This window comes from Pseudoxanthomonas sp. 3HH-4 (assembly GCF_006716465.1).
In the GTDB taxonomy this organism is placed as follows: Bacteria; Pseudomonadota; Gammaproteobacteria; order Xanthomonadales; family Xanthomonadaceae; genus Pseudoxanthomonas_A.
The window spans coordinates 44,068-68,045 of sequence record NZ_VFPB01000003.1 but is presented as its reverse complement, the minus strand read 5'-3'; the positions used below and the strand labels follow the sequence as shown (position 1 = coordinate 68,045).

Genomic DNA, 23,978 nt, shown 5'->3' with positions numbered 1-23,978 from the left:
GGGTCCCGCCAGGCTCCACGCAGTTAACGTATCGCTTGCTAGACTCGCCCATGCACTACGTCCGCCCAGTTCTGTCCGATTCACTGCCATAAGGATCCGAACTATGCGCAAGGGCTCTGCCTTGCTGGTCGATGCGCTGGAGAACGAAGGCGTGGACCGTATTTTCGGCGTACCGGGGGAGGAGAATCTCGACTTCCTGGAGTCGCTCCGGACCTCACGCATCGAACTCGTCCTGACGCGTCATGAACAAGCAGCCGCCTTCATGGCGGCGACGCATGGGCGGCTCACGGGTAAGCCAGGCGTCTGCCTCGCCACGTTGGGTCCGGGCGCTCTGAATTTCTCGACCGGTGCGGCCTATGCCCATCTCGGGGCCATGCCGATGATCCTTCTTACCGGCCAGAAAGCCTTGATGAGCGCCAAGCAGGCTCGTTTCCAGATCGTGGATATCGTCGCGTCGATGAAGCCACTTACCAAGATGACGCGCCAGATCGTCAGCGCGGCGTCCATTCCCGCTACCGTGCGTGATGCGTTCCGCGTTGCCACGGAGGAGAGGCCGGGGCCGGTGCATCTCGAACTGCCGGAGGACGTCGCCGCCGAAGAGGTCGAAAGCGCACCCGTCATTCCAGTGCACCCGATCGAGCGTCCCCTCGCCCCTCCTGCCGCGCTCGACCGGGCGGTGGAAGCCATCCTCGCCGCCAAGCGCCCGTTGGTGATGATCGGTGCGGCCGGTAGCCGGCCGTGGCTGACCGAGGCCTTATCGACCTTCGTTATGCGTACCCAGCTCCCCTTCTTCAACACGCAAATGGGCAAGGGTGCGGTCACTGGCGGCTCCAACCTCTACATGGGCACCGCCGCGCTCTCGGAGGGCGACTATGTCCACGAAGCCGTCGCGCGTGCCGACCTGATCGTCGCCATCGGCCATGACACGGTCGAGAAACCCCCCTTCCTCATGAAGAACAGCGGCGGACCGCAGGTCATCCATGTCGGCTACCAATCCGCCACGGTCGAGCAGGTCTACCATCCGGATCTCGAGGTGATCGGCGATATTGGAGTCTCCGTCGAAGCGCTCGCCGAGCGGCTCGAAGGCCGCCTGTCTCCCGACGAAGGGATGATCGCGCTGCGCCAGAAGATCCTTGCCCGACTTAACGACCGCGCCGAAGAGGATCGCTTCCCGGTCACGCCCCAGCGCCTCGTCCACGATGTGCGCGAGGTCATGCCGGACGACGGCATCGTCTGTCTCGACAATGGCATGTACAAGATCTGGTTCGCCCGCAACTACCGCACACATGTCGCCAATACGCTGCTGCTCGACAACGCGCTCGCCACGATGGGTGCCGGCCTGCCTTCCGCGATGATGGCGGCGATGCTCTATCCACATCGTCGCGTCATGGCGGTCTGCGGCGATGGTGGCTTCATGATGAACTCGCAGGAGATGGAAACTTCCGTGAGGCTCGGGCTTAACCTGGTCGTGGTCATCCTGAACGACAGTGCGTACGGCATGATCCGCTGGAAGCAGGCAGTCGATGGCTTCGCGGATTTCGGCATGCGCTTCGGCAATCCCGACTTCGTGCGCTATGCCCAAGCTTATGGCGCGAAGGGTTCGCGGGTGACCGCAGTCCAGGATCTCGTGCCGACGCTCGAAGCCGCCTTCGCCGGTGGCGGGGTCCATCTGGTTGACGTGCCGATCGATTATTCAGAGAACACGCGCGTTCTGGTCGACGAATTGCGCAATAGGAAACCCGGCCTGGAGTGCGCGTGAGCGGATCTGTCGCGACGCCATCGGTCGTCAATGACGGCTTGCAGAGCCGCGTAGAGAACGGCGCCCCGCTTCTCCCTCGAGCATCTGACGTGTGAGGAAATCCACCATGCTGAACGTCGTGCAGGCCTTCGACCGGGCACCGATCGCGGAAGTGGGAACCGACGATGCCATGGCACTGGAGCGCAAACTGCAAGCCGCCGAGCGCGTGTTCAAGGATCGTGACGGCTGGCTCAAGCCGCATCAGCGCATTGCCATCCTGCGCAGGCTGGCCCTTCTGATGGAAGGTAAGCGCGACCAGCTCGCCATGCAGATCGCGCGCGAGGGTGGCAAGCCGCTACCTGACGCTATCGTCGAGACAACGCGCGCCATTGACGGCGTCCACAACGCCGCCGACGAACTGCGGAACTTCGCTGGCCGAGAGATCCCGATGGGCCTGTCGGCCGCTGCGGAGAATCGCTGGGCGTTTACCACCAAAGAGCCCATCGGCATCGTGGCGGCGATCTCGGCGTTCAATCATCCGCTGAACCTGATCGTCCACCAGGTCGCGCCGGCCATCGCGGTCGGCTGCCCCGTCATCGTCAAACCCGCGGGCACGACCCCCCTCTCCTGCATCGAGTTCGTTGCGATGGCACATGAAGCCGGCCTACCCGAGCCCTGGTGCCAGAGCTTCGTACCGGAAGGCAATGAATTGGCCGAAAAGCTGGCAACCGACAAGCGGGTCGCCTTCCTGAGTTTCATCGGTTCGGCCAAAGTCGGTTGGTCGCTGCATGCCAAGCTCGCCCATGGGGCGCGCTCGGCGCTCGAGCATGGTGGTCTTGCGCCGGCCATCGTCGATCGCAGCGCCGACCTCGACAAGATCATCGAGCCGATCGTGAAGGGCGGGTTTTACCATGCTGGCCAGGTTTGCGTATCGACGCAGCGCATCTACGTCCACCATGACATCGCCGACGACTTCACGCACAGGCTCATCGCTCGCATCGAAAGATTGCGTACCGGTAATCCCACGTTGAAGGAGACCGAGGTTGGCCCACTGATTCTGCCACGAGAGGCAGACCGGGTCGCGGAATGGATCGAGGAGGCGATCAAGGGCGGCGCCCAGCTCGCTACCGGCGGAACACGCCTCTCTGAGACGACGCTGCAACCTGCGGTGCTGCTCGATCCCCCTGTCGACGCACGGGTATCCCTGCAAGAGATCTTCGGCCCGGTGGTCGCGGTCTACCGCTATAGCGATCTCGACGAGGCGATTGCGCGCGCCAACGCCCTGCCCACCGCCTTCCAGGCCAGCATCTTCGCCCAAGACATTGATATCGCCCTGCGCGCGGCCAACCGTCTGGATGCCTCGGCGGTGATGATCAACGACCCTACCGCCTTTCGCACCGACTGGATGCCTTTCGCTGGCCGCAAGGAATCCGGGTATGGCACCGGCGGCATTCCCTACACCATGCGCGACATGACTCAGGAAAAGATGATCCTGATGCGCAGGAGCTGAGATTTTCCAGAGGCCAGGGAGCTAGCGGTTGGTCCGAGGTCGGAAGCAGCCTTTGCTTCGCCAGCGACAAGCTCTACTTCATGGCTTCCAATGGAATCAGTGCCAGCCAGAGAATCAGCAGCATCAGCCATAGCCATCGCCATCGTCCCATGCTGCGCCAGGCCAGTCTCCAAGGACCGGGGTCAGGTCGACTCATGACGCCCCCGCTTGCGGGCCGAGCGCAGTATGTCGGCTACCCGCAGGCCATACAGGTACACGCCCGTGAAGCTGAGCGCCGTGAGCGCAGCGCCGAACAGGAACCACAGCAGCCGCACCTGCCATCCACCGAATGAGCCAAAGTGCAGCGGATCGGCCATCTCGGCGATGCGCTGATGGACGCTCATCTCGCGGCCATCCTGGAGCTCGAGCAGACGACCATCGCGCAGATCGAAGCCAGCGACATTGGCTCGATCACGCACGAGCCATGCCTGCGCTTGTCCGTCGATGAGGATGCCCTGGCCAGCCGCACTGGGTTGCACTCCTGCCACACTCAGCTCAGGCCAGCGCTTCGCCAACTCCGCGACGGCGCGGTCGATGGCCACAGGATCGGCAGGTGCCGCCTTCTCGCCCTTGCCGTCCCCGGGCAGCGAGATCTTCGATGGAGGCGTGGCCTTGCCGCCCAGTGATTCGACCAGATACCACCCGCCGGTCACCGCAATCAGCGCCACGAACCACAGGCTCCAGACACCGAGCAACCGATGGATGTCGCCCCAAAGACGGCGTGGCCGGTCGCCGCGCGGCCAACTGAAGAATCCGCGCCACCAGCGCTTGTAGATGAAGAGGCTGCTGACAAGGGACAGCAGCAAGGGGATCGACAGCGCTGCCACCAGCGGTACGCCGTACTTGACGGGCAGCATGAGGTGGCGATGCGTGTTGCGCAGGAAACGGTGGGCATTGAACCAATGGGTATCCCCCGTCACCTTGCCGGTGTACGGGTCGACCCAGACAAACCGCAGCCTTCCATCATTCGTACGCACCTGGGCCTTGGCGGCGAAGCGCGATGCATGCGGTGCAGCCAGGCCTTGAAGCGACCAGTCAGGATGGGCCCGCTGCACCGCATCGACCATCTGACCCCAGCTGGCGCGCTGCTCGCCGGGAGTCACGCGCATTTCCGCGTGCACCAGCCAGTCGATTTCCTGCGCAAACACCGCCAAGGTGCCTGTCAGGCAGATAAAGCCCATGAACAGGCACAGCTTGAGTCCGATCCAACTGTGCAGATCGAACCAACGGCGCCTTCCGCCCGCCTTGTGGGGCTGGGTCGGCAAGGAAGATGATGGAGTCGCTGGCGGTGGCTGGCGCATGACGTCAGAACGTATAGGCCGCCTGCAGGTAGAGCCGTCGCGGTTCACCGGGGAAATGGCCATTGCGCTCGATGAAGCCGCTGGCCGCATAGACCTTGTCGAACAGGTTCTTGATGTTGGCCTGGAACTTCCAGTCCCGCCATTGCGTCTGCCAGCTCAGGTCGAAGATCGTGTACGGCTTGACCCGCTGCCCCTCCAGGCTGATGCGCTCGTCCGTGTAGTCCGCTCCGAAACCGATGGCGGATGCGATGGAGGGAATGTCGTAGCGGGTCCACAGGCCCAACTTGTTGCGCGGTGCGTTGGCGAAGCGATCGCCTGACGCATTGGTGATGCCGTTGCTGCCGGCATCGATCACGCGGGCGTCGTTGTAGGCGTATGCGATGTTGACGACCCAACGGTCGGTCACGTCTGCGAGCAGATCGACTTCCAGGCCTTCGCTGCGTACCAGGCCAAGTGCCGCCAGCTGGTTGGTGCCGTCCACGACTTCGCCCGTGGCTTGCACGATGTTGCTGCGATCGATCCGGTAGAGCGCCGTATTGAGCGTGAGGCGGCCATCGGCCAGCAGAGTCTTCAGACCCACTTCCCACTGCTTGCTTTGCTCGGCATCGAAAGGGCCCCCTGCCGCGGGGTTCTGGTTGCCGGTCGCTTGCGGCACGAAGCCGCTGGCCACGCTGGCATACGCATTCAGTCCATCACGCAGCACGAAGGTACTGCCCAGGCGCCAACTGAGGTCGTGACCGTCCACGCGGGTTCCGCCGATCACGTCCTCATCCTCAAAGCCGTCCCAGCGCAAGCCGGCCAGCAGATACCAGCGCGGTGTCAGGGTCAGCTCGTCTTGGATGTAACCGCCGTAGCGAATGCCGCGGGTGCTGGTGTCGCGCCACGGAAGGGCGGCGAGGTTGTAGTCGCGGTAGGAGGTGACCCCGTATACGGGATTGAACAGGTCGATGCCGGGCACGGGTCCTGCGTTGCGAACCAGGTCCGCGCTATTGGCTGTCTGTGCCGTGAAATCCGAATCCACGTGGTAGTAGTCGGCGCCGAACAGCAACTTGTGTTCCACCGCCCCGGTGCTGAAGCGCCAGACGGCATTGCCGTTGACGGCAATGGCGTCGTTGTCCCGGTACTGGTTGCGCAGCTGGCGCGTCATCCATTCCGCAGTGCCATCGCCGTCCCGGTCGATCAAGCCCATCGGCTCGTGGTAGATCTGATGCTCGCTGTTCTCGAACCATCGCGCAGCAAAGTCGACGTCCCATGCTTGCGCCGGCGAGAAACGATACTGCGCGAGCAGCACCTTGGCATTCATGTCGAGGAAGTCGGTGGCTTCGTTGTGATTCCAGCGACGGTTCGTGAGGAATTCGCCGTTGTCGTTCACTGGCACCCCGCGGAGCCGGTTGCCCCCCAGGTTCTGGGTGATGTCGGTGTACTGCACCGTCAGTTCGCCGGTCTTGCCGATGTCCATGGCGATCGAGGCATCACCGATCACGCTCTGGCTGTCCGCATTCCAGCGAACGCCCTCCTCGCCATCGCCGTAGGCTCCCAGGCGATAACGCACCCTTCCGGACGGGGTGAGCGGACCGGTCGCCTCGACCGAACCGGCAACAAAATCCTCGTTGCCGAATTGGATTTCGGCCCGGCGCTGCACCTTGGCTTGCGGCTTGCGCGTAACGTAATTGATGACACCGCCGGCATCGCCGCCGCCATACAGCGCACCGGCCGGACCTTTGAGTACTTCGACCCGTTCGATGTTGAACAATTGCGGGACGGAGAAGCCTGCATAGGGATCCCCACGCAGCCCGTCGTACAGCACGTTCTCCTGGCGGAATCCCCGCAGGGTCACGCCGGCATAGCTGAAGAAGCTGATGCCACTGATACTCCGGTAAAGGTCGGTGACCTGGCGTGCGGCCTGGTCATCGATCAGTTCGCGGGGCATGACTTGTACCGACTGCGGCACCATAGCCAAGGGCGTATCGGTGCGGGTACCGACCGCGGCATCGTCGGCCTTGTACAGAGTTTGGGCCCGGCCCAAGACTTGGACCGAATCCAGTTCGGTTACATCAGGGTTGGCAGGTGCGGCGTCAGTGGAAGCCTGGGCATGAGCCTGAAAAATGGCCAAGGACAGGGCGGTGGCCAGGAGGCCACGCGTAAACCGTTGGGGGGACATGAGGGCTTTCAATGCGAATGATTATCAAGAGCATCAGTCTATCACCTGTTCTTGCCGGTCGCAGCTAGCCGACAGCAGATCTCTCAGCTCCCTCGCCTCAAACTCATCCTCCCACGAGCCCACTTCACGGTGCAGGGCAAGATCCAAAGGGAGCGCACTGAAGGCCGCAAAGATTCGCGGTCCGGTGCATCCTTTGCCGTGCCGTAGGTCCTTGAAGTAGATTTCCACGTAGCGAGGGGCAAGCTATGACCGTAAGGACGATCACGGACAACGGACACCAACTGACTGTACAGACGATCGAGAAGATTGATCCGCTGGAAATGGTCTATTGGCAGGGCCGCGCAATGTTCCGCATTGCAGAGGGGCGTGCACGCGTCGACGTGGTCACCACTGAGCGCCACGTTAGCCGCGATAGGGCCGAAAGCGCTGCTATTGCACTAGCCCGCAGGAACGGATGGAGCACGAGTTAAATGGTTAAGACTGGCTAGATCTCAGCCATGCGCGCGTCTAGTTCGCGGCTGTAACCTATGGCCCCATTAGGCTCGCACTATAGGGATCCGAGCGACCCCACATCTGTATCGCATGGCACGGCAAGACGCAATTCCATCGAAGATCGCGTGCGTACCAACGGCGCGGTGCTCATGGACAAACACGTAGCCAATACCGTGCTGGCCGGCTACCACGCTTAGGAGCAGCGCGCCTTTTAGCGCAGGCGGTGTTGAAGGCGCTCGGATCTTAGGCCACAGCAAGATGGCGATAGAACACTAGGAAATATGTCGATACTGCCACTACTCCAACATCAGACTGAGATTCCAGCTTTCGGACAACAACGAATGCGTACCGAAAATATGTGAATCGGTGATGCCAGCGCTCATTTAGGCGCCGCGAGCCAGGCGAGCAATTCTTCCAGCGGAGCGGGCCGTGCGATCAGGAAACCCTGGACACTGTCGACGCCATGCCGCTTCAGCCAGGCCAGCTCCTCCTCGGCTTCTACGCCCTCGGCCACGATGTCGAGGCCGAGTCCGCGCCCAAGTGCTATCAATGCCTGGCATATCGATGCATTCCTCGCGTCGCGGTGCACTTGGCGGACGAAGCTGCGGTCGATCTTCAGGCAATCCACCGGTAAGTCGCGCAGGTACGTCATGCTTGAAAAGCCGGTGCCGAAGTCATCGATGGAAATGAACACGCCATCGCGTTGCAATTCCTCCATCGCCGCCCGCGCCATATCGGGGCGGCGAAGCATGACACTCTCTGTCAACTCGACATGCAAGCTGCCGGGCGGGAGGCCATAGCGCTCGTGGACACTCCGGAGTAGACGGGGAACGCTCCCCGACATGAATTGCACAGCGGAAACATTCACCGCGATGGCCATTCCGGGGAATCCCGCCGCCGCCACCGCCTGATATGCCTGTGCCGCCTTGTCGATCACCCAATCGCCGATGGGCACGATGAGGCCCGATTCCTCGCTCAGGGGGATGAACTTATCCGGTGCAACGTAGCCACTTGGGGTACGCCATCGCAACAGCGCTTCGACTGCAAAGACCGCACTATCCTTCATGCGTTGGATGGGCTGGAAGAAGAGCTCGAACTCATCGCCCGGCAGCGCCCGTCGCAGGCGATCGATCATAGCGAGTCGTTGACTGGCGTCGTCCGCCATGCTGTCGGTGTAGTGCATCGTCCTGCTGTTTTCGGCGCGGGCCTGCAGCGCGGCAAGCGATGCATGTGCCACGACCTCTTCCGCCCCCTGGTCGGGGGCTTGCCGGAAGGCGATTCCGATCCATGCTTCCATGCGCTGGCTTCCACTTCCCGACTCGACGGGCTCGGAGAATGCAGTGAGCAGCTCGTCCACCAGTTCGTTCCAGTCGGCCGCATGGCGCGTCACGGCGACGAAGGCATCGGCAGGCACGTAGGCTAGCGGACCGTGCCGACCCGCGACGGCAGCGAGACGCCGCGCGATGCCGGAGATCATCTCGTCGCGCGTACGGTGCCCGAAAGTGGGCGAAACGAACGCGAGATCGCGCAACTGCACGTAAGCGACAGCATAGATCCCGTTGTTTCCGACCGGTTCCGGCGGGTCATCCAGCTGTTCGACGAACGTACGCAGATTGAGCAGGCCCGTGCCCTCGTCATGCGCAGCCCGCCACGCGAGATCCTTCTCGTGGGCCACCCGATCGCTCACGTCCTCAGCGAGCACCAACCGCGCTGCACGCCCATTGAACACGATGCTGCTGCTGTGCACGCGGACATGCATGGGCGTTCCGTCGCGGCGGACATGAATCCATACAGGCGAGGCTTCGCGTGGCTCGGCACCGTCATTGACCGACGCGAGTACCGCCTCGACCTCTCCAGCCGGGCGAATCTGCAGGATAGTCATCCCCAGGAACTCTTCGCGCGAGTATCCGTAACGGGAAATGGCGGCGGCATTGACTGCCAGGAACCGGAGCGACTCGATATCGAATACCCAGAACGGCAGTGGATTCAGGTCGAACAACTCGCGGAACTGGATCTCCGCGCGCTTCAGCTCTTCCTGCCGCGCCATGCGCTCGGTGATGTCGACGATCGTGCCCGTCATGCGTGGCTTGTGGTCTTCACCCTCGATCACCGCGCCCTGCGCACTGATCCAACGGCACTGTCCGTCCGGCATGACAATGCGGTACTCGGAGCGGAACGGCTGCCCGCTTGCCTGCGCCTGTTCGAATTCGCGTTCGACCCTCTGCCTGTCCAGTACGTGCATGCGCTGGAAGAACTCCGCCAGTGGCAGCGTGCCCGCGACAGGGGCAAAACCGAACAAGCTGGCGGCATGCGCGGAAGCGCGGACGTGGTCATCGCCAAGTTGCATTGCCCATACACCTGCGTGCGAAGCTTCTTGGGCCTTCGTGAGCCAGTCGGCATGTCGCCTTAGTTCATCGTGGACTCTACGGCGCGCAGCCTCGGACACCGACATCCTCCGCATCAGGTAAGACATCCCCAGCCAATAGAGCACCAACAGGCACCCTGCGATGACCGCATAGCGCCACCAAGGCGCCATCGCTTCCTGTTTCGAAAGACCGACTGCCACAACGAAAGGATAGTCACTGGTCGAGGTGAAACTGGCGAAGCGCTCGATGCCATCCAGTCGGCTCACCATATCCAGTTGCACCGTAGCGCCCGGCATGAGGTTTGCAGGCAACGGCACCTCCCTGCCCACGTAGGCGCCACTGATGCCTTGGCGCGCCAGCACCACGCCATTCCAGTCCAGGATTCCCGCGCTGCCCCGCCTACCTATATCCAGACCCTCCAGCATGCGCTGCAGCTCCGACGTGCGCAGCCGCGCCACAAGCCAGTTGCCTTCGGGTGTGCGCAGCGCCAAGGGGATGATCGGCTCGCCATGGCCCTCCTGCTGTAGACGCCCCACGCCCAGCCCCCCGCCATGCCCGGGAGTGTATGTAGGGTGAGTCGGACGTTCGTGCGCCCCGACGCCATGATGGATCGCGCGCCCCTCGGCGTCGTACAGATCGATATCCTGAAGTTCGACATGTCGCGAGACTACCCCGCGGATCGCAGCCGGTAGATCCCATCGGCTGCGCTCGGGATAGTCTTCCACGTAGCCATCCGCTTCGACCGCCATGCCTCGCAACGCACGCTCGAGGTTGCGGATCTCGTAATGGAGCAGGCGATCCACACCAATGGCCACGGCCGTACTCTGGCGCCGCGCTGCTTCTACGCGTGCAAGCCGATCCTGCACGACCGTCAGAACCATCCCAATGCTGATGAATAGGCCTAGGCAGGTGCCGATCCAGCGCACGGTGGATGGGGAGGCCGCGGTTGCCTGCGTCAGCGCCGCTCTCATGGCGTCGTCACCCCTGCCATATTGGACGTCCCTTCGACGCGCCGATCATGCACGCGCCGCGACAGCGGTTCCAGCGGACACGTGCATGGGTCGGCCGCACAGGTGCCTGCGGACTGGCAGTTGAGTGCCTACGCAGACACATTGGGGGCGGACTGCTGCGGACGCGATGCACGCGCCATGGTCAGATGGAACCGATTGCGCCCCTGCTGCTTTGCTTTGTACAGCGCCTCGTCCGCCGTAGCCAGCAGGTCGTCCTCCCCCACAGGCGATGGCGCGAACGCGATCCCGATACTCGTGGTGAGCATCAGCGAAATTTCTCCGAAGTACATGGGTGCGTCGACCGATGCCAATATGCGTCGTGCGACATCCTCGACTGCCGCTGCCGTGATGTTGCCATCGAGCAGAATCACGAACTCGTCCCCACCCAAACGGACCGCCAGGCCCTTCTCCTCGTTCGCCACCGCTTGCAGGCGATCGGCGAAGCAGCGGATCACGCCGTCTCCTGCCGCATGGCCATGCGTATCGTTCACCTCCTTGAAGTGATCCAGGTCGAGGAAGAACAGCGCGATGGCGCCCCTGCCCCTGTTGAGGCGTGCAATGGCCAGTGCAAGCCGGCGTTCCAGCTGGCGTCGATTGGCCAATCCGGTCAGGGCATCCACCAGGCTCAGGCGCTCCAGTTCGAGTCGGCTCTTTTCCAAGGCCCGCTCAGCGGCCACTCGCTTGCTGATATCCCTCCCAGATAGGATGAGGTCTACCGGAACCGAGGGATCGCCGCCGGGAACGGATCGCATGACCCCTTCCACCCATATATATTGGCCGTCGCGGTGCCGGATCCGGAAGCGATGCGTCTGCGGAAGGCCGGACACGACCACTTCCTCCATCGCCCGCCGCTGTCCTTCGCGATCATCAGGATGCATGAGGTGCCAGCGGGACCCCAGCATTTCTTCAGGGGACCAACCCAGCATTTCTCTTGCGGAAGGCGACACGTAGGTGCGCTCGCCCGATTGGTTCAGTCGCACCACGAGGTCGCCCGAGAAATCTGCCAGCAGTCGGTAGCGCTGCTCGCTGTCCCGCACGCGTGCGGTCAACCGATCGCGCTCCGCCATTGCCAGCACCACGGGGATGGTCAGGAGGCAGCCGCCCGCCAGATAGAGCTGCAACAGCACGATACCCACCGCGGGCTGCGAGGTGGAAATGCCAGCGAGGGGACCATGGCCAGTGGTGGTGAGCGCTATGCCGATTACCGCAAGCAGCGTCACGCCGATGGCGACACCAGCAAACCGATGACGGAACGCTCCCAGCAGCAAAGGTGGATACGTGAGAAAGAGCACCGGATACGGATGGGTGAACACTGCCAGTCCAACGCTTGCAATCAATCCCATACTGACTGCGAAGCGGGTGCGCCGGCCGCGTGGAGCCAATGCGCGCAGGCCTTCGACGTGCAGCACGAGGGTGGCGGTACCCACGATAACCATGCCCAACACGTGCGCACCGTACCAGGTGGCGAACGCGACACCGAAGTCTGCCTTCATGACGTGGTGTGCCAGTGCGGCAACGAGGAGGCCCGAGACCGCGCAGGCGAGCAGTGTACTGACCGTCGCCACGCCACCCAGATGTATCCAGTGGCGGGGGTCGCGGATGTTGGGAATCTCGCGGCGGATGAAATATGCCACGCCCACCACTTCGATTCCCTGGCAGATCGACAGGGCGATGGCCATGGGAATTGCCGTGCCGGCCGCCCACTGGCCTGCGATATCGGCGATGCCGCCCACCACGCAATACGCTACCCACGAGGCGCTGGGCCGGAGCAACAGCCATGCACAGAGGATGCCTCCTGAAATCCAGACAGCAGACAGGTCCCCTGGGCGTCCGCCCCAGGTGTTGGACAACCAAGCGCCTGCCGCGACCAGCACGGCAACCAGCGCGAGATCAGCCGACGCGCTCCTCCGCTCCTGCATGGACACATCGCATCCTGTCAGCCTCATGCCACGCGGATATTGGAATGGACAATGTAAGCACGGCGTGCACGGCTGTGAGTGCCGGACTGTTCATGGATGCTGAAGCGCACTGCAGGCGGCACATGCTCGACATGTGCTTTCGGAGAAGGCACGCAAGGCAACAGTAGAGCAAGGCACTGTTCGAGATATTTGGATCCTCGAAGAGGAGGCTATCCGGAGAGAAGTTGTCATTGATCGGGGCATGGCCCAACTGGCACCTGTTATTGACCGATAGTGGCCACCTGCGTGAACCGCCAACGATCTGCAAAGGTCAGTTTGCGTAAGGACCATCCCCTCCCCGTCCGGATGTTCGCGTCATCTATTCTTGCGCTGGTTTCCTTGCGCCTTGGGGACTATCGTGTCGATTAGGCGCATTGCGCCATCCAAGTCCTGTTTGACCTCTGTCCAAGCCCCCCACGGATGTGCCTTCATGCGCTCCATGCGGCGACGGGCCGATCCCAGATCGTAGACATCGCCTGCCTTCACCCGCCCCAGCTCGCTCCAGCGCAACGGCATCGCTACGGGCGCTCCCGGCCTGGCACGCAACGAGAATGATGCGACGCTGGTGGCACCGCGGCCGTTGCGCAGGTAGTCGATGAAGATGCGGCCCTTGCGGAATTTCTTGCTGGCCGTCGCAACGTACGCCAGCGGTTCCGATGCGGCCATGGATTCGGCGAAGGCATGCGCGAACGCTTTCACCTGCGTCCATGGGCACGCAGGTTTCAGCGGCACCACCACATGCAGGCCCTTGCCGCCTGATGTCCGCACGAACGAATCCAGTCCCATCGCTTCCAGCCGCCCGCGCACCTGGCGCGCGGCTTCCACCACCTGCGGCCATGCGACACCCGGGCCGGGGTCCAGGTCGAAGACCATGTAGTCCGCCTTGTCGGGCGAGGCCGCCGTGGCACCCCAAGGATGGAATTCCAGCGCATTGAACTGGACCATCTCGAGCAATCCGGTTCCCTCTTCCACCACCAGGTAGTCCGCGCGCTCGCCGCTGTCTTCCTCGATGCTGACGGCGCCCACGTGCTCCATGCCCGCCGTGTGGTGCTTCTGGAAGAAGCACGGCCGGTCCGCGCCCTGGGGGCAACGCACCACTGACAGTGGCCGCCCCGCCAGCTCGGGCAGCAGCCAGGGCAGCATCGCCTGGTAGTAATCGAACACCTGCGCCTTGGTGATGCCACCTTCCGCGAACACCACCCGACCAGGACTGCTCAAGGTCACCGCGGAAGCCGAGCGCTTCTTCTTTTTTTTCGTTGGTGAGGGTTGCAGCTTTTCCGTCGCGTTGCGCATTCCAGCCTGCTGCAGATCGTCTGCCGTCTTGTCCGCGCGGATCGCTTTGAGCGACGACTGCCGCAACAGCCCTTGACTGCCCCAGCCATGGAAGAACACTTCCGCCACGTGGCGCGGCCGCACCCATCGAGCGTGGCGCAGCTCGGGATCATCCACCGCGACGTGCACCATGGGCTTGACGCGCGCATCCCGGCCGAGTCTGGTCGGCAGGTCGGCCAGCAACTGCGCATTGAAGCCGGTTCCCACGCGACCCACGTAGCGCCATCCATGGTCGGGATCCGGTGTGGCAAGCAACAGGGCGCTCAGGCCCGCGCGGCTTCCCTTGGGCGGGGTGAAGCCGACGATGGCGAACTCCTCCGCGTTGCGCTGCTTGATCTTGCGCCAGGCATCGCCACGCCCGCCGCGGTAGGCCGCATCCGCGCGCTTGGAGATGATGCCTTCCAGGCCACGTTCGATGGCCATGGCCAGGGCCTGCTCGCCACGGCCGATGATGTGCGAGCTGTAGATCAGGTGCGGTGGCGGCTTCTTCAGGATTTCCGCCAGCAGGGCCTTGCGCTGGTACTGGGGACTGTGCGAAAGATCCACGCCGTCGATCTGCAGTACGTCGAACAGCAAATAGGACAGCACGGCATTGCGCTCGCCGGACAGCACGGCCTGCAGCAGGCCGAAGTCTTCCTGGCGCCCTGCCCCCGCCACCAGTTCGCCATCGAGCACGGCGTCCTGCAGCCCAAGCGCCTCGAGCGCGCCGACAATCTCCGGCACCTTCTTCGTCCACTCCAGTTCGTTGCGCGACCACAGGCGCACCTTGCCGCGGTTGATCTGCGCGATGAGGCGATAGCCATCCCATTTCGCCTCATGCAGCCACTCGTCGCCCGCAGGTACGGTAGCGCTCAGCTTGGCGAGCTGCGGCGAACGGAATGACGGCGGATCGTTCGTCGCCCTGGCACCCTGCAGCTTGGCGGCGCGCGCGCCCCAAGGGTCGGAGCGTTTCGGCGACCCGCGCGAAGACGAAGACGCCTTTGCCACCTTTGCCGCTTTTCCCGTCCCGGGCCGCGCAGGCTTCGCTGGCGCGCGGGCGACATCCTCCAGCAGGTCGTCGGCCTCCTGCTTGCTGGCGTAGCGGTCACGCTCCTTGAAGAGGAGCCATTGCGGCGTGCGTGCAGGCTTCTGCGTCCGCACGAGATGCCAACCGCCTTTCAGCTTGTCGCCGAACATCTCGAAACGCAGATGGCCCTTGGCAAGCTGTTCCTCCGGATTTCCCTCGGTGGTCCAGAGGCCCTTGTCGAACGTCGCCACATGACCGCCGCCATACTCGCCCTTCGGTATTTCGCCCTGGAAATCGGCATAGTCGACGGGGTGGTCTTCCACTTCCGCCGCTAGGCGCTTGACCGCCGGATCCAGGCTGGGGCCCTTGGGGACCGCCCAGCTCTTCAGCGTGTCCCCGACCTGCAGCCGGAAATCGTAATGACGATGGCTGGCGTGATGCAGCTGCACGACGAAGATGGGGCGACGCCCGCGCGGCAGGCGGCTGCCCGGCGCAGGCTCAGGCGTGCTGTCAAAACGGCGCTTGCGCCGATATTCCACCAGGCTCATCACCGCCTCCTTCAACGCCCTCCTTTTATGCGACGCGGGTCGTCAACGCGATGTGCATGCGCGTGCCTGTGCCGTCTTCCTGCTCAGGGAGGCAGCAGGCTGCTGCGCCGGTGCCAATCGCGCAACGCAGCGGAAACGACGCCGGAGATCTCGACCTCCAGCGCACGACAGGCATCAAGGCTGTCGCGGACGGCCGCCAGTGGCGTGCGCTCCACCTGCCATGGCCAGAATTCGATGGCACCCCATTTCGCCACCGCCGCCTGCTCCATCGTCGCCAATCGCCACCGCTCGGCGAACAGACGCTCTCGGGCCCAGGTCCGCAGGCTCGCGTGCACGGTGAACCCTTGCTGGATGAAGTCGTCACGCGCCGCTTCCAGCGCGGTCTGCGCCCCGCGCAGCCATTCGGTGTGGCCTGCCGCTCGACGGGGCACGAGCAGCGGCGGGGGTGCTGCGTGCGCACGCAGGTGCCGGTGCAATCGGGTTTCCCATTGTCGCGCCTCGCGTACGGCGTCCGCGCGCACCAGCCAGCCACGCTCTAGGTCGAAGAACTCGAAGTAGCGGGGTGCAAAGGCGGACAGCCGGGCGAACGGCTCCTTCGAGATGCCGAGCTTGGCGTAGTCCTCGTAAGCGCACGGGAACACATAGAGGAACGCACCGCCCGACGCACCCGTGCCCACGCTATCCAACGGGACGATCTTCCGTCCAGCCATGATGCGGCGTCAGCGACGGATGAGGATGCCGACCAGCTTTCCGCCGTGGTCCACCACGGGAAGCCGGTTCGATGCCAACCTCGCCATTCGCGAGAGAACGTCATCAACGTCTTCGTCGTCAATGCAGTAGATCGCCCTGGATGTCATGACGTCACGGACGGAGGTGGATGCACTCCGCCCCTCAGCGACGACATTCAGGGCGATGTCTCGATCACTTACCACACCGGCCAGCTGACCTTCGTCGACTACGGGCAGACTGGCGATGTCATTTTCGGCCATCAGGGTGGCGGCCTGCTGCGCGGTGTCATCCAGGGATACCACGCAGGCATCCGGATTCATGACATCACGCACCTTCATGCGAACCGTCCTTCGTTTCCTTAGCCATGATCTTGTCGCATCCGTCCATTCGTCGGGACAACCCACGCAACGCCACCGGTGATGGAGACGAGAACCGGCAACTGCGAGTCGATGACTTGGCGTTCCCGGCCATCGTTGCCAGGGCAAAGCACACGGATTCCGCACTTGTGGGCATCAATACTTCCTACTTCGCCGCCGCGCGCTTCGTCGTCCGCTTGGCGGGAGCCTTCTTCTTTGTTGCCTTGCTTGTCGGCCTCTTGCGTGTGGCAGTCTTCTTCGCGGGCGTCCTGCTCTTGCTGTCCAGGCTCTTCTGCAACAGTGCCATGAAGTCCACAACATTGGTCGCCGCGTCGTCTTGCTCGACGGGAGCATCGATGAATTTCGTGGTCGCGCCCTTCGCCTTGATGCGCTTCTTGATGATCGCCTCAAGACGCTTGCGGAACTCGTCATGGTAGGAATCCGGCGCCCAGGTCGCCTCCATAGACTGGATGAGACTCTTCGCCATTTCTACTTCTTTGGCCGCGATGCGGTAGTCGGCGGCCTTGCCCGAGGGCAGCTTGTACTCTTCCGGATCCACCAGTTCCTGCGGGTAGCGGAGCATCATGAGCACCAGCGCGTCGCCTTCGGGGATGACCGCGCACAGGTATTCGCGCGTGCGGATGACCACGCGGGCCACGCCGATCTTCTTCGTGCTCTTCAGAGTTTCCCGCAACAGCACGTAACCCTTCTCGGCCTTTTTCCCGGGAACGAGGATGTAGGGCTTTTCGTAGAAGCGGATGCCAATGCTGTCGGCGTCGACAAAGGCTTCCACGTCCACGGACTCGTGCGTCTCCGGGGCCGCGGACTGGATGTCCTCCTTCTCGACAACCACGTAACTGCCCTTGTCGTATTCGAAGGCCTTGACGATGTCCTTCCAGGGCACCTCTTCGCCGGTCTCCGCGTTCACCCGCTCGAAGCGGATGGGCTTCCTGTCGCGCGAGTCCAGCATGCGGAAGCTGATGTCCACCTTCCGTTCGCCCGACATCAGCGACACCGGAATGTTCAGCAGGCCAAAAGACAGGGTTCCGGTCCAGATGGGACGTGGCATGGCAACACCTTGGGCGCTACGGCTGAGGCCCAGATCTTCATGCGTGCGTAGGCAAGACCATGTGAAGCGGGACGGTGCGGCAGTCCGCGCGCTCCGACCAGATGCTCGGCAGCCTCAGTTCCCCCGTCTGCCGGGGGTCTGTGTACGACGAGAACGACAGCAGAGCGCTGACGCCGCAGCCCGCCATCCCGCAAGGCTCACTGGTCGGGTCGTGCCATTGGCAGACACGCGACGCCACCCAAGTTTGCCCCCGACCTTTGTCCGGCCCGCGCAGAACCCCCTACCTGACCCGCGAAGTGAATGAAATGCTTGCCTCGCCCATCGTAATGGCGACGGCGCTACCGTGGCCCGGCCTCTTCCCGCTTGCGCGCACGGTGATCGCTCAGCAGTGAGCTGACAACGATCCCGCAGCCGAGCATTACGCCGACCAGGAACAATACCAACGCCACTACGGGATATCCCCAGATCGTGTGCGGGGTCGAAACACGCATCATCAGCGACGAGGCCATGATGAGTGCTGCGGTAATGACCCCGACCGAAATACGGTTCGCGATCTTCTGCAGGTTCTCCATCAACCGCGACTCTTCCAGCCCGGTGACGCGCATCTGCAAGCGGTTCTCAGCGACGAGCGACAGAATGTCGGATACTTTGCGCGGCCCGTCGCGCATCAGCGCCTGCACCTCCATCATCTCGCTGGCCAAATTGGGCGAGGACAGGGACTTGCGCAGGCGCGCGCGCATCACGTGTTGCAACTGGTCTTCCACCAGCCGCTGTGTGTCCAGCCCGGGGGCCAGCGCATGGCACACGGTATCCAGATTCAAAAGCGTCTTGCCCAGCAAGCTCAGTTCCGGCGCCGTACGCAGACCGCACTGCGTCGCGATGCGGACCAGTTCCAGGACGACACGGCCCTCCGACATCGAGGCCTGGTGCGCGCTGTACCGCGAGATCAACTGCCCTACCTCGCGCAGGTAGCGCGGCTCGTCATAGTCATCAAGGCGGACTCCCAGCGAGATGCTCTCCTCGGCGACCTGCTCGCCCCTGCCGTCCACGGCGGCGAACAGCAGCTTCAACAGGCGGTCGCGCTGACGCGGAGGGACATTGGCCACCATACCCAGGTCGAAGATCGCCAAGCGTCCGTCATCGGTGACGCGCAGGTTGCCGGGATGGGGATCGGCATGGATCTCGCCATGCACGAAGATCTGATCAAGGTAGCCGCGCAGCAGCTCCTCGGCCAGCGGCGTCATCGACTCCTCGGTGCGGCGCAGCCCGGTGATCTGGTCGACCCGCGTGCCCTGCGCCAGTTCCATGGTCAATACACGCTTGCTGGTGTAGTCCCAGATCGGCGCGGGCACCCACAGACGGTTGAATGGCAGCAGGTGCTGGCGGAAGCGCTCCAGGTTCTCCGCCTCGGCCACGTAGTCCAATTCCGCCATCAGCGAACGAGAGAATTCCGCCAGCCACTCGGAGAAGCGCACGTGCCTACCCAGCTCGGTCATGCGATCCGCGGCATCGGTGACGCCTCGCAGCAGTTCCAGGTCGCTCAGCAGCTGCTGGGCCACGCCTGGCCGCTGCACTTTGACCGCCACCTCGCGTCCGTCACGCAGGGTCGCGCGATGCACCTGTGCGAGCGAGGCGCATCCCAATGGGGTTTCATCGAAGGACGCGAAAGCCTTGCTGATCCGGATGCCCAGCGCATCCTCGACCTGTTCACGCACCCGGTCGTAAGGAATGGGCGCGACGTTCTCCTGCATCCTCTCCAGCGCGGCGGCGTACTCAGGCGGCACCAGGTCGGGCCGCGTGGAGAGCATCTGGCCCAGCTTCACGAAGGTAGGCCCCATCGCCTCCAGCTCGTCGGCGAAACGCTCCGGACTGCCTTCCTCGGCCACGTCGTCCTCTTCAAGGCTCGCGTCCAACGCCAGTCCGTTGAAGACCCCGGATTTCCGGTAGCGGAACAGGAACCGCAGGATGGTGGCGCGTCGTGCCAGCCGGCCGGTCTGCGGGGTCGATTCTGTCTCACTGCTCATGCCGAACCTCAATGTTGCTGTTCCGGATTGTGATGACCGAGGTAGTGAGCTTGTCGTGAACGAACACGCGGCGCGATCACGTTCCGATAACCGCTTGGGCATGCTCAATGCGTACACGCCCGTTCCGGGCTCTAATGAATGTAGGCACCCATATGAAGCGGACCCCCACGCATCGCGATAACGCTCACAGCGACAACGCCAAGGCGGACACACCCGACAAGCACAGGAACGAGAAGGCACGCTGGAAGGACCATGATCAACTCCAGGATCGGGACAGCCAAAAACCCGATCCAGAACGAGACTACCCGGGAGCACGCGACGCAGTACCGCGTTGAGTGCGGCCTCCGGTTTCGGCAGGCGTTGCGCCATGCACACTACCCACCTCACGTGGGCACGCGCCATACATACTGTCGACGACGGGGTTTACAACAGAGCGACAGATGCCGCATTAACGCGCGGTCTGCGCGGAACGGCCGACTCGCTGAGCATCAAGTGCTTCACATGTGGACTCGGTGAACGACCTGTAAAATGCGACTCGGGCCGTTGAGCATTGGTGCCCGTTTCACGGAGCTCATCCAGGTGCCGGACCTGCAGGACGAGGCGCTGACATCCATCCACTTTGCGAACGGCGGATATTCGAGGCCAATGTTGAAAGTCTAAATGGGAGCGGAGCCCAGCGAGAGCGAGGCCGGCCCCACCAACCGCGATGGCAGTGGGTGCAGACCAGTGGCTGTTCGAGGTGTATGGGGAATGGGCGAACATCCAATGTTCTAGGCGGCAATTGATATGGCACATCAATCAACTGCTCTACTCATCCTAGATATGGTGAATTGTTTCGATTTCGAGGGAGGCGTTCGTCTTGGCGCCGCCGCCAAGCGTATTGCACCGCGCATACTCGCATTGCGGAATCGCTTCGACCGCTGCACAGCGCCAACGATCTATGTGAACGACAATTTCGCACACTGGCAAGGCCAATTCAGCGATTTGATCGCTGCCTGCCGTGATCGTGGAGGCCCATCCCGCGCAGTAGTTGGATTGTTGTCGCCGCGACCGCACGACTACCATATCCTGAAGCCAAAGCATTCGGCATTTCTCGCTACTCCGCTGCCGATACTACTGGCCAAACTTGGCGTGGAATCGCTGGTGATATGTGGTGTGGCGACCGATTCCTGTGTCTTAGCTAGGGCCTTTCGGGATCACCTACCCGGTGGCCCAGGACAACGGGTACGACACCTGGAATGCCTACGGGAACCGCTATTGGCCCGCGCTGTATCTGATCGATCCGCAGGGCCGCATACCAGCATTTCGGCGAAGGCCAGTACGAGGAAACAGAGGCGAAGATCCGTTCGCTGCTGGCCGCCACCAAGAACGCCCCGCTGACGAGCGCCTGGCAGGCCGGCGCGCGCCGGCCTGCCACCTGGATGACGGTGGCGATCCGGATCCTTGGTGGTGCTTCAGCGTCCCGCGGCCTCGCGGGCGCGACGCTCGGTCACCAGCTCGCCCCCGTGACCCCAATCGTCGGTGTCGACTTCGGCGATGACGATGTGGGTCAAGTCGGGCTGCTTGCCGAGTACGCGCTCCAGCGTGTCGGTGATCTCGCGCACGAGTTGGCGCTTCTGCGCCAGCGAGGTGCCATCGCGGGTGATGCTGACGTGGACGAAAGGCATGGAATGTCTCCTGCAAGGGAAGGAAGGCAGGGCCGCATGCAACGGCCCTGCACGATCACCAGCGACCGGCGGACATGCCGCCATCGACCGGCAACACGACGCCCGTGGTGAACGTGGCATCGCCGAGGTAGAGCACCGCGTCGGCCACTTCATCGACGGTACCGATGCGGCCTGCCGGCTGGAGTCCGTTGAGAAAGTCGTGCATCTCGGGCACATAGAGAGGGGTATCGATGATGCCAGGCGCCACCGCGCTGACCTGGATGTTGTGCGGCGCCAGTTCCAGCGCTAGCGCGCGCGTGGCCTGGTTGATGCCACCCTTGATCAGGACCGGCATCACCGCCGGCACCGATTGCAGCGGCTGCGCGGCGATGCTCGCCGTGATGTTGACGATGTGGCCCGAGCGACGCTCGCGCATGTGCGGTACGACGGCCTGGGCCGCGAAGAAGAAGCCCTTCAGGTTGGTGTCCACCAGCGCCTGCACATCGTCAGGAGCGTACTCGGTGAACGGTCGGGCGATGAAGATACCGGCGTTGTTCACCAGAATGTCCACCTGGCCGAAGCGGTCGACGGCCGCATCGACCAGACGCTTGGCTGTGTCAGGCGCGGCGATGTCGCCGGGTACGAGCAGCAGGTTGGCAGGCTGGCCGAGCTGGAGCGCGGCGGCCTGCAGGCGGTCGAGCGTGCGCGCATTGGCCACGACGTTATCGCCCCGTCGCAGGTAGGCGCGGGCGATGGCGAAGCCGATGCCGCTGGAGGCACCGGTCACGATGACGGTCTTGGAGCTCATGGAATCCTCGAAGATTGGGGGTGCCTTTCGGCGTAGCGGCAATCTATTCCCGTCAAGATCGCCGATAAATGAGTCAGAATGCATTTCACCTGTTACTCGGTGTAATCAATGCAACGGCGATTCGACGACATCCTGGTGGGCAGTCTGGAGCTCTTCTGTCTGGCGGCCGAAACGGGTGGCTTCACCCGCGCGGCGACCGCCGCGGGCGTTACACCGGCGGCGGTGAGTCGCTCGGTCGCGCGACTCGAGGAGAGGCTGGGCGTGCGCCTGTTCGTGCGCACGACCCGCTCCCTCCGGCTGACGGATGCCGGACGCGCCTATCTGCTCCACTGCCGGCAGGCGCTGGACCAATTGGCGGAAGCCGACCGTGAAGCATCCGGTGAGCAATCCGACCCTGCCGGTCGACTGCGCATCAGCGTGCCGACCACGTACGGGCACTACCGCCTGCTGCCACTGCTCGCCGAATTCCACCGCCGTCATCCGCGCATCCAGGCCGATGTGCACATCGGCAACCGGAACATCGACTTCACCGCCGAGGGGTTCGACCTGGCCGTGCGCGTGCGCAAGCCTCCCGAATCGGGACTGGTCGCCCGCCACTTGGAAGATGCCGAGCTCGTGCTGGTGGCGTCGCCGGCGTACCTACAGCGACGCGGCACGCCGCGCCATCTGGGCGACTTGGCCGAACACGACTGCATCCAGTTCGAGCTGCCCAGCACCGGGCGGCGCGTCCCCTGGTTGTTCAAGGACGGTGCCACCGAGATCGAACTGGAAACGCAGGGGCCGTTCCTCCTGTCGGAAGATGTGCTGGGAGGCGTCTCGCTCGCACGCAACGGCGGGGGCGTGTTCCAGGCCTACCGCTTCACGGTCGAACGCGAGATCGCACAGGGCGACCTGATGGAACTGCTGCCCCGCCATGGCGGCCGTAGCCGCCCCTTCAACCTGTTGTATCCGCATGGCCGGCATATGCCGCTGCGGGTGCGCGCCTTCGTCGACTTCCTGCTCGAATCCGTGCGCGCGTATCCGTCCATCGATTGAGCATCAACGCAGGCGCCGGACAACTTCGGATACAAAATGGCCTATGACCGGACACAGCCGGGATACGCAGGCGGCGTGAAATGGCCTCCCATCACCGGAGGCCCCGCCATGAAGACCACGAAGCACGCCCTGATCGCCGCCACGCTGCTGGCGCTGACCGCCACCTCCCTGTGGGCGGCGAATGCGCAGCCCGCCGGCATCGGTCGCCACGAAGCCCTGCGTCATGACCTGGACGTTCCCGGCCGGGAAGTGGTGCAGGTGCGTGTCGATTTCGCACCCGGGGCCGCTTTCGGCATGCATACGCATCCGGGCATCGAAGTCGCGTACGTGCTGGAAGGCAGCCTCGCGTACACGTTCGAGGACGCCCCGCCCGTTACTCTGAAGGCCGGACAGTCGCTCTTCATTCCTGCCGGCACGCCGCATGCCGCTCACAACCCCGGCAATACGCCTGCAGCAGAGCTGGCGACGTATCTGGTCGAGAAAGACAAACCGATCGTCGCGCTGCACCCCGCCCGCTGAGGCCGGCAAGCCGAAGTGGCACATGACACACACCGGAATCCCGTCGTGAACACCGTACTGAAGCGGAAGGTGGCCTTTGCCCTTTCGATGGGCGCCGTTACCACCGGCATCATTTCCTTCGCCCTGCTCGCGCTCAACCTGGGGTTCCCGCGCGAATTCCTCTCCACTTGGCTCCGTTCGTGGGGGATCGGCTACGTCATCGTGATCCCCGCGATCCTGCTGATCGGGCCAGTCCTGCAGGCGCGTATCGATCGGCTGATCCGATGACGCAACGCGGGCGACACACGATCGTCGACCCACGTACCGGCCAGCACCGCCACCGACTTCCCGT

16 protein-coding genes are annotated in these 23,978 nt (G+C 63.5%); 5 read left to right on the top strand and 11 right to left on the bottom strand.

What is annotated here, in order from left to right:
* Positions 1 to 103: 103 nt before the first annotated feature.
* Together FB548_RS10240 and FB548_RS10235 are read left to right on the top strand one after the other, a co-directional pair.
* Positions 104 to 1,759 (top strand): acetolactate synthase large subunit, encoded by a 1,656-nt coding sequence (locus FB548_RS10240; protein ID WP_142124691.1) that lies wholly within the window; start codon positions 104 to 106, stop codon positions 1,757 to 1,759.
* A gap of 106 nt (positions 1,760 to 1,865) precedes the next feature.
* The gene (locus FB548_RS10235) at positions 1,866 to 3,248 is read left to right on the top strand and encodes an aldehyde dehydrogenase family protein (protein WP_142124690.1); all 1,383 of its coding nucleotides are present in this window, start codon (positions 1,866 to 1,868) and stop codon (positions 3,246 to 3,248) included.
* Between the two features lie 182 nt (positions 3,249 to 3,430).
* Here the strand turns inward: FB548_RS10235 and FB548_RS10230 are convergent, their stop codons facing one another.
* The 11 genes from FB548_RS10230 to FB548_RS10170 all read right to left on the bottom strand — a co-directional run bounded on the left by FB548_RS10230 (position 3,431) and on the right by FB548_RS10170 (position 22,093).
* Positions 3,431 to 4,552 carry a PepSY-associated TM helix domain-containing protein gene (locus FB548_RS10230; RefSeq protein ID WP_255470494.1) on the bottom strand — a complete coding sequence of 374 codons (1,122 nt, stop codon included), beginning with the start codon at positions 4,550 to 4,552 and terminating at the stop codon, positions 3,431 to 3,433.
* Between the two features lie 40 nt (positions 4,553 to 4,592).
* Entirely contained in the window at positions 4,593 to 6,749 is a 2,157-nt protein-coding gene (locus FB548_RS10225) for a TonB-dependent siderophore receptor (RefSeq protein ID WP_142124688.1), read from the bottom strand.
* Positions 6,750 to 7,620: 871 nt separating this feature from the next.
* A complete protein-coding gene (locus tag FB548_RS10220) occupies positions 7,621 to 10,578 on the bottom strand; it encodes an EAL domain-containing protein (protein ID WP_142124687.1) in 2,958 nt (985 codons plus the stop codon).
* A 128-nt stretch (positions 10,579 to 10,706) separates the two neighbouring features.
* Complete coding sequence (locus FB548_RS10215; protein ID WP_255470521.1) at positions 10,707 to 12,536, bottom strand: sensor domain-containing diguanylate cyclase; 1,830 nt, start codon at positions 12,534 to 12,536, stop codon at positions 10,707 to 10,709.
* A 354-nt stretch (positions 12,537 to 12,890) separates the two neighbouring features.
* Positions 12,891 to 15,461 carry a DNA ligase D gene (ligD, locus tag FB548_RS10210; RefSeq protein ID WP_142124685.1) on the bottom strand — a complete coding sequence of 857 codons (2,571 nt, stop codon included), beginning with the start codon at positions 15,459 to 15,461 and terminating at the stop codon, positions 12,891 to 12,893.
* A gap of 83 nt (positions 15,462 to 15,544) precedes the next feature.
* A complete protein-coding gene (locus FB548_RS10205; RefSeq protein ID WP_142124684.1) occupies positions 15,545 to 16,171 on the bottom strand; it encodes a GIY-YIG nuclease family protein in 627 nt (208 codons plus the stop codon).
* A gap of 9 nt (positions 16,172 to 16,180) precedes the next feature.
* On the bottom strand, positions 16,181 to 16,528 hold the full coding sequence (locus tag FB548_RS10200; RefSeq protein ID WP_142124683.1) for a CBS domain-containing protein: 348 nt from the start codon (positions 16,526 to 16,528) through the stop codon (positions 16,181 to 16,183).
* A gap of 184 nt (positions 16,529 to 16,712) precedes the next feature.
* Positions 16,713 to 17,615 (bottom strand): Ku protein, encoded by a 903-nt coding sequence (locus tag FB548_RS10195; protein ID WP_142124682.1) that lies wholly within the window; start codon positions 17,613 to 17,615, stop codon positions 16,713 to 16,715.
* 338 nt (positions 17,616 to 17,953) lie between these two features.
* Entirely contained in the window at positions 17,954 to 19,639 is a 1,686-nt protein-coding gene (locus tag FB548_RS10190; protein WP_142125040.1) for an AarF/UbiB family protein, read from the bottom strand.
* 1,454 nt (positions 19,640 to 21,093) lie between these two features.
* Entirely contained in the window at positions 21,094 to 21,306 is a 213-nt protein-coding gene (locus tag FB548_RS10175; RefSeq protein ID WP_142124679.1) for a 4-oxalocrotonate tautomerase family protein, read from the bottom strand.
* A 55-nt stretch (positions 21,307 to 21,361) separates the two neighbouring features.
* Positions 21,362 to 22,093: an SDR family NAD(P)-dependent oxidoreductase gene (locus tag FB548_RS10170; RefSeq protein WP_142124678.1), complete on the bottom strand. Its 732-nt coding sequence runs from the start codon at positions 22,091 to 22,093 to the stop codon at positions 21,362 to 21,364.
* A 108-nt stretch (positions 22,094 to 22,201) separates the two neighbouring features.
* On the opposite strand from FB548_RS10170, the gene FB548_RS10165 reads away from it, so the two are divergent.
* From FB548_RS10165 to FB548_RS10155, 3 genes are all read left to right on the top strand, one after another.
* Positions 22,202 to 23,128, top strand: coding sequence for a LysR family transcriptional regulator (locus FB548_RS10165; RefSeq protein WP_142124677.1), 927 nt, complete (start codon positions 22,202 to 22,204; stop codon positions 23,126 to 23,128).
* 108 nt (positions 23,129 to 23,236) lie between these two features.
* A complete protein-coding gene (locus FB548_RS10160) occupies positions 23,237 to 23,647 on the top strand; it encodes a cupin domain-containing protein (protein ID WP_142124676.1) in 411 nt (136 codons plus the stop codon).
* A gap of 45 nt (positions 23,648 to 23,692) precedes the next feature.
* The gene (locus FB548_RS10155) at positions 23,693 to 23,914 is read left to right on the top strand and encodes a DUF2798 domain-containing protein (protein ID WP_142124675.1); all 222 of its coding nucleotides are present in this window, start codon (positions 23,693 to 23,695) and stop codon (positions 23,912 to 23,914) included.
* The last annotated feature ends 64 nt before the right edge of the window (positions 23,915 to 23,978 follow it).

Coding starts and splice junctions, on each gene's coding strand:
- FB548_RS10205 (WP_142124684.1), bottom strand. CDS start 16,171: ATGGCTGGACGGAAGATCGTCCCGTTGGATAGCGTGGGCACGGGTGCG.
- FB548_RS10170 (WP_142124678.1), bottom strand. CDS start 22,093: ATGAGCTCCAAGACCGTCATCGTGACCGGTGCCTCCAGCGGCATCGGC.
- FB548_RS10160 (WP_142124676.1), top strand. CDS start 23,237: ATGAAGACCACGAAGCACGCCCTGATCGCCGCCACGCTGCTGGCGCTG.
- FB548_RS10175 (WP_142124679.1), bottom strand. CDS start 21,306: ATGCCTTTCGTCCACGTCAGCATCACCCGCGATGGCACCTCGCTGGCG.
- FB548_RS10195 (WP_142124682.1), bottom strand. CDS start 17,615: ATGCCACGTCCCATCTGGACCGGAACCCTGTCTTTTGGCCTGCTGAAC.
- FB548_RS10240 (WP_142124691.1), top strand. CDS start 104: ATGCGCAAGGGCTCTGCCTTGCTGGTCGATGCGCTGGAGAACGAAGGC.
- FB548_RS10235 (WP_142124690.1), top strand. CDS start 1,866: ATGCTGAACGTCGTGCAGGCCTTCGACCGGGCACCGATCGCGGAAGTG.
- FB548_RS10190 (WP_142125040.1), bottom strand. CDS start 19,639: ATGAGCAGTGAGACAGAATCGACCCCGCAGACCGGCCGGCTGGCACGA.
- FB548_RS10215 (WP_255470521.1), bottom strand. CDS start 12,536: ATGCAGGAGCGGAGGAGCGCGTCGGCTGATCTCGCGCTGGTTGCCGTG.
- FB548_RS10225 (WP_142124688.1), bottom strand. CDS start 6,749: ATGTCCCCCCAACGGTTTACGCGTGGCCTCCTGGCCACCGCCCTGTCC.
- FB548_RS10220 (WP_142124687.1), bottom strand. CDS start 10,578: ATGAGAGCGGCGCTGACGCAGGCAACCGCGGCCTCCCCATCCACCGTG.
- FB548_RS10165 (WP_142124677.1), top strand. CDS start 22,202: ATGCAACGGCGATTCGACGACATCCTGGTGGGCAGTCTGGAGCTCTTC.
- FB548_RS10200 (WP_142124683.1), bottom strand. CDS start 16,528: ATGAAGGTGCGTGATGTCATGAATCCGGATGCCTGCGTGGTATCCCTG.
- ligD (WP_142124685.1), bottom strand. CDS start 15,461: ATGAGCCTGGTGGAATATCGGCGCAAGCGCCGTTTTGACAGCACGCCT.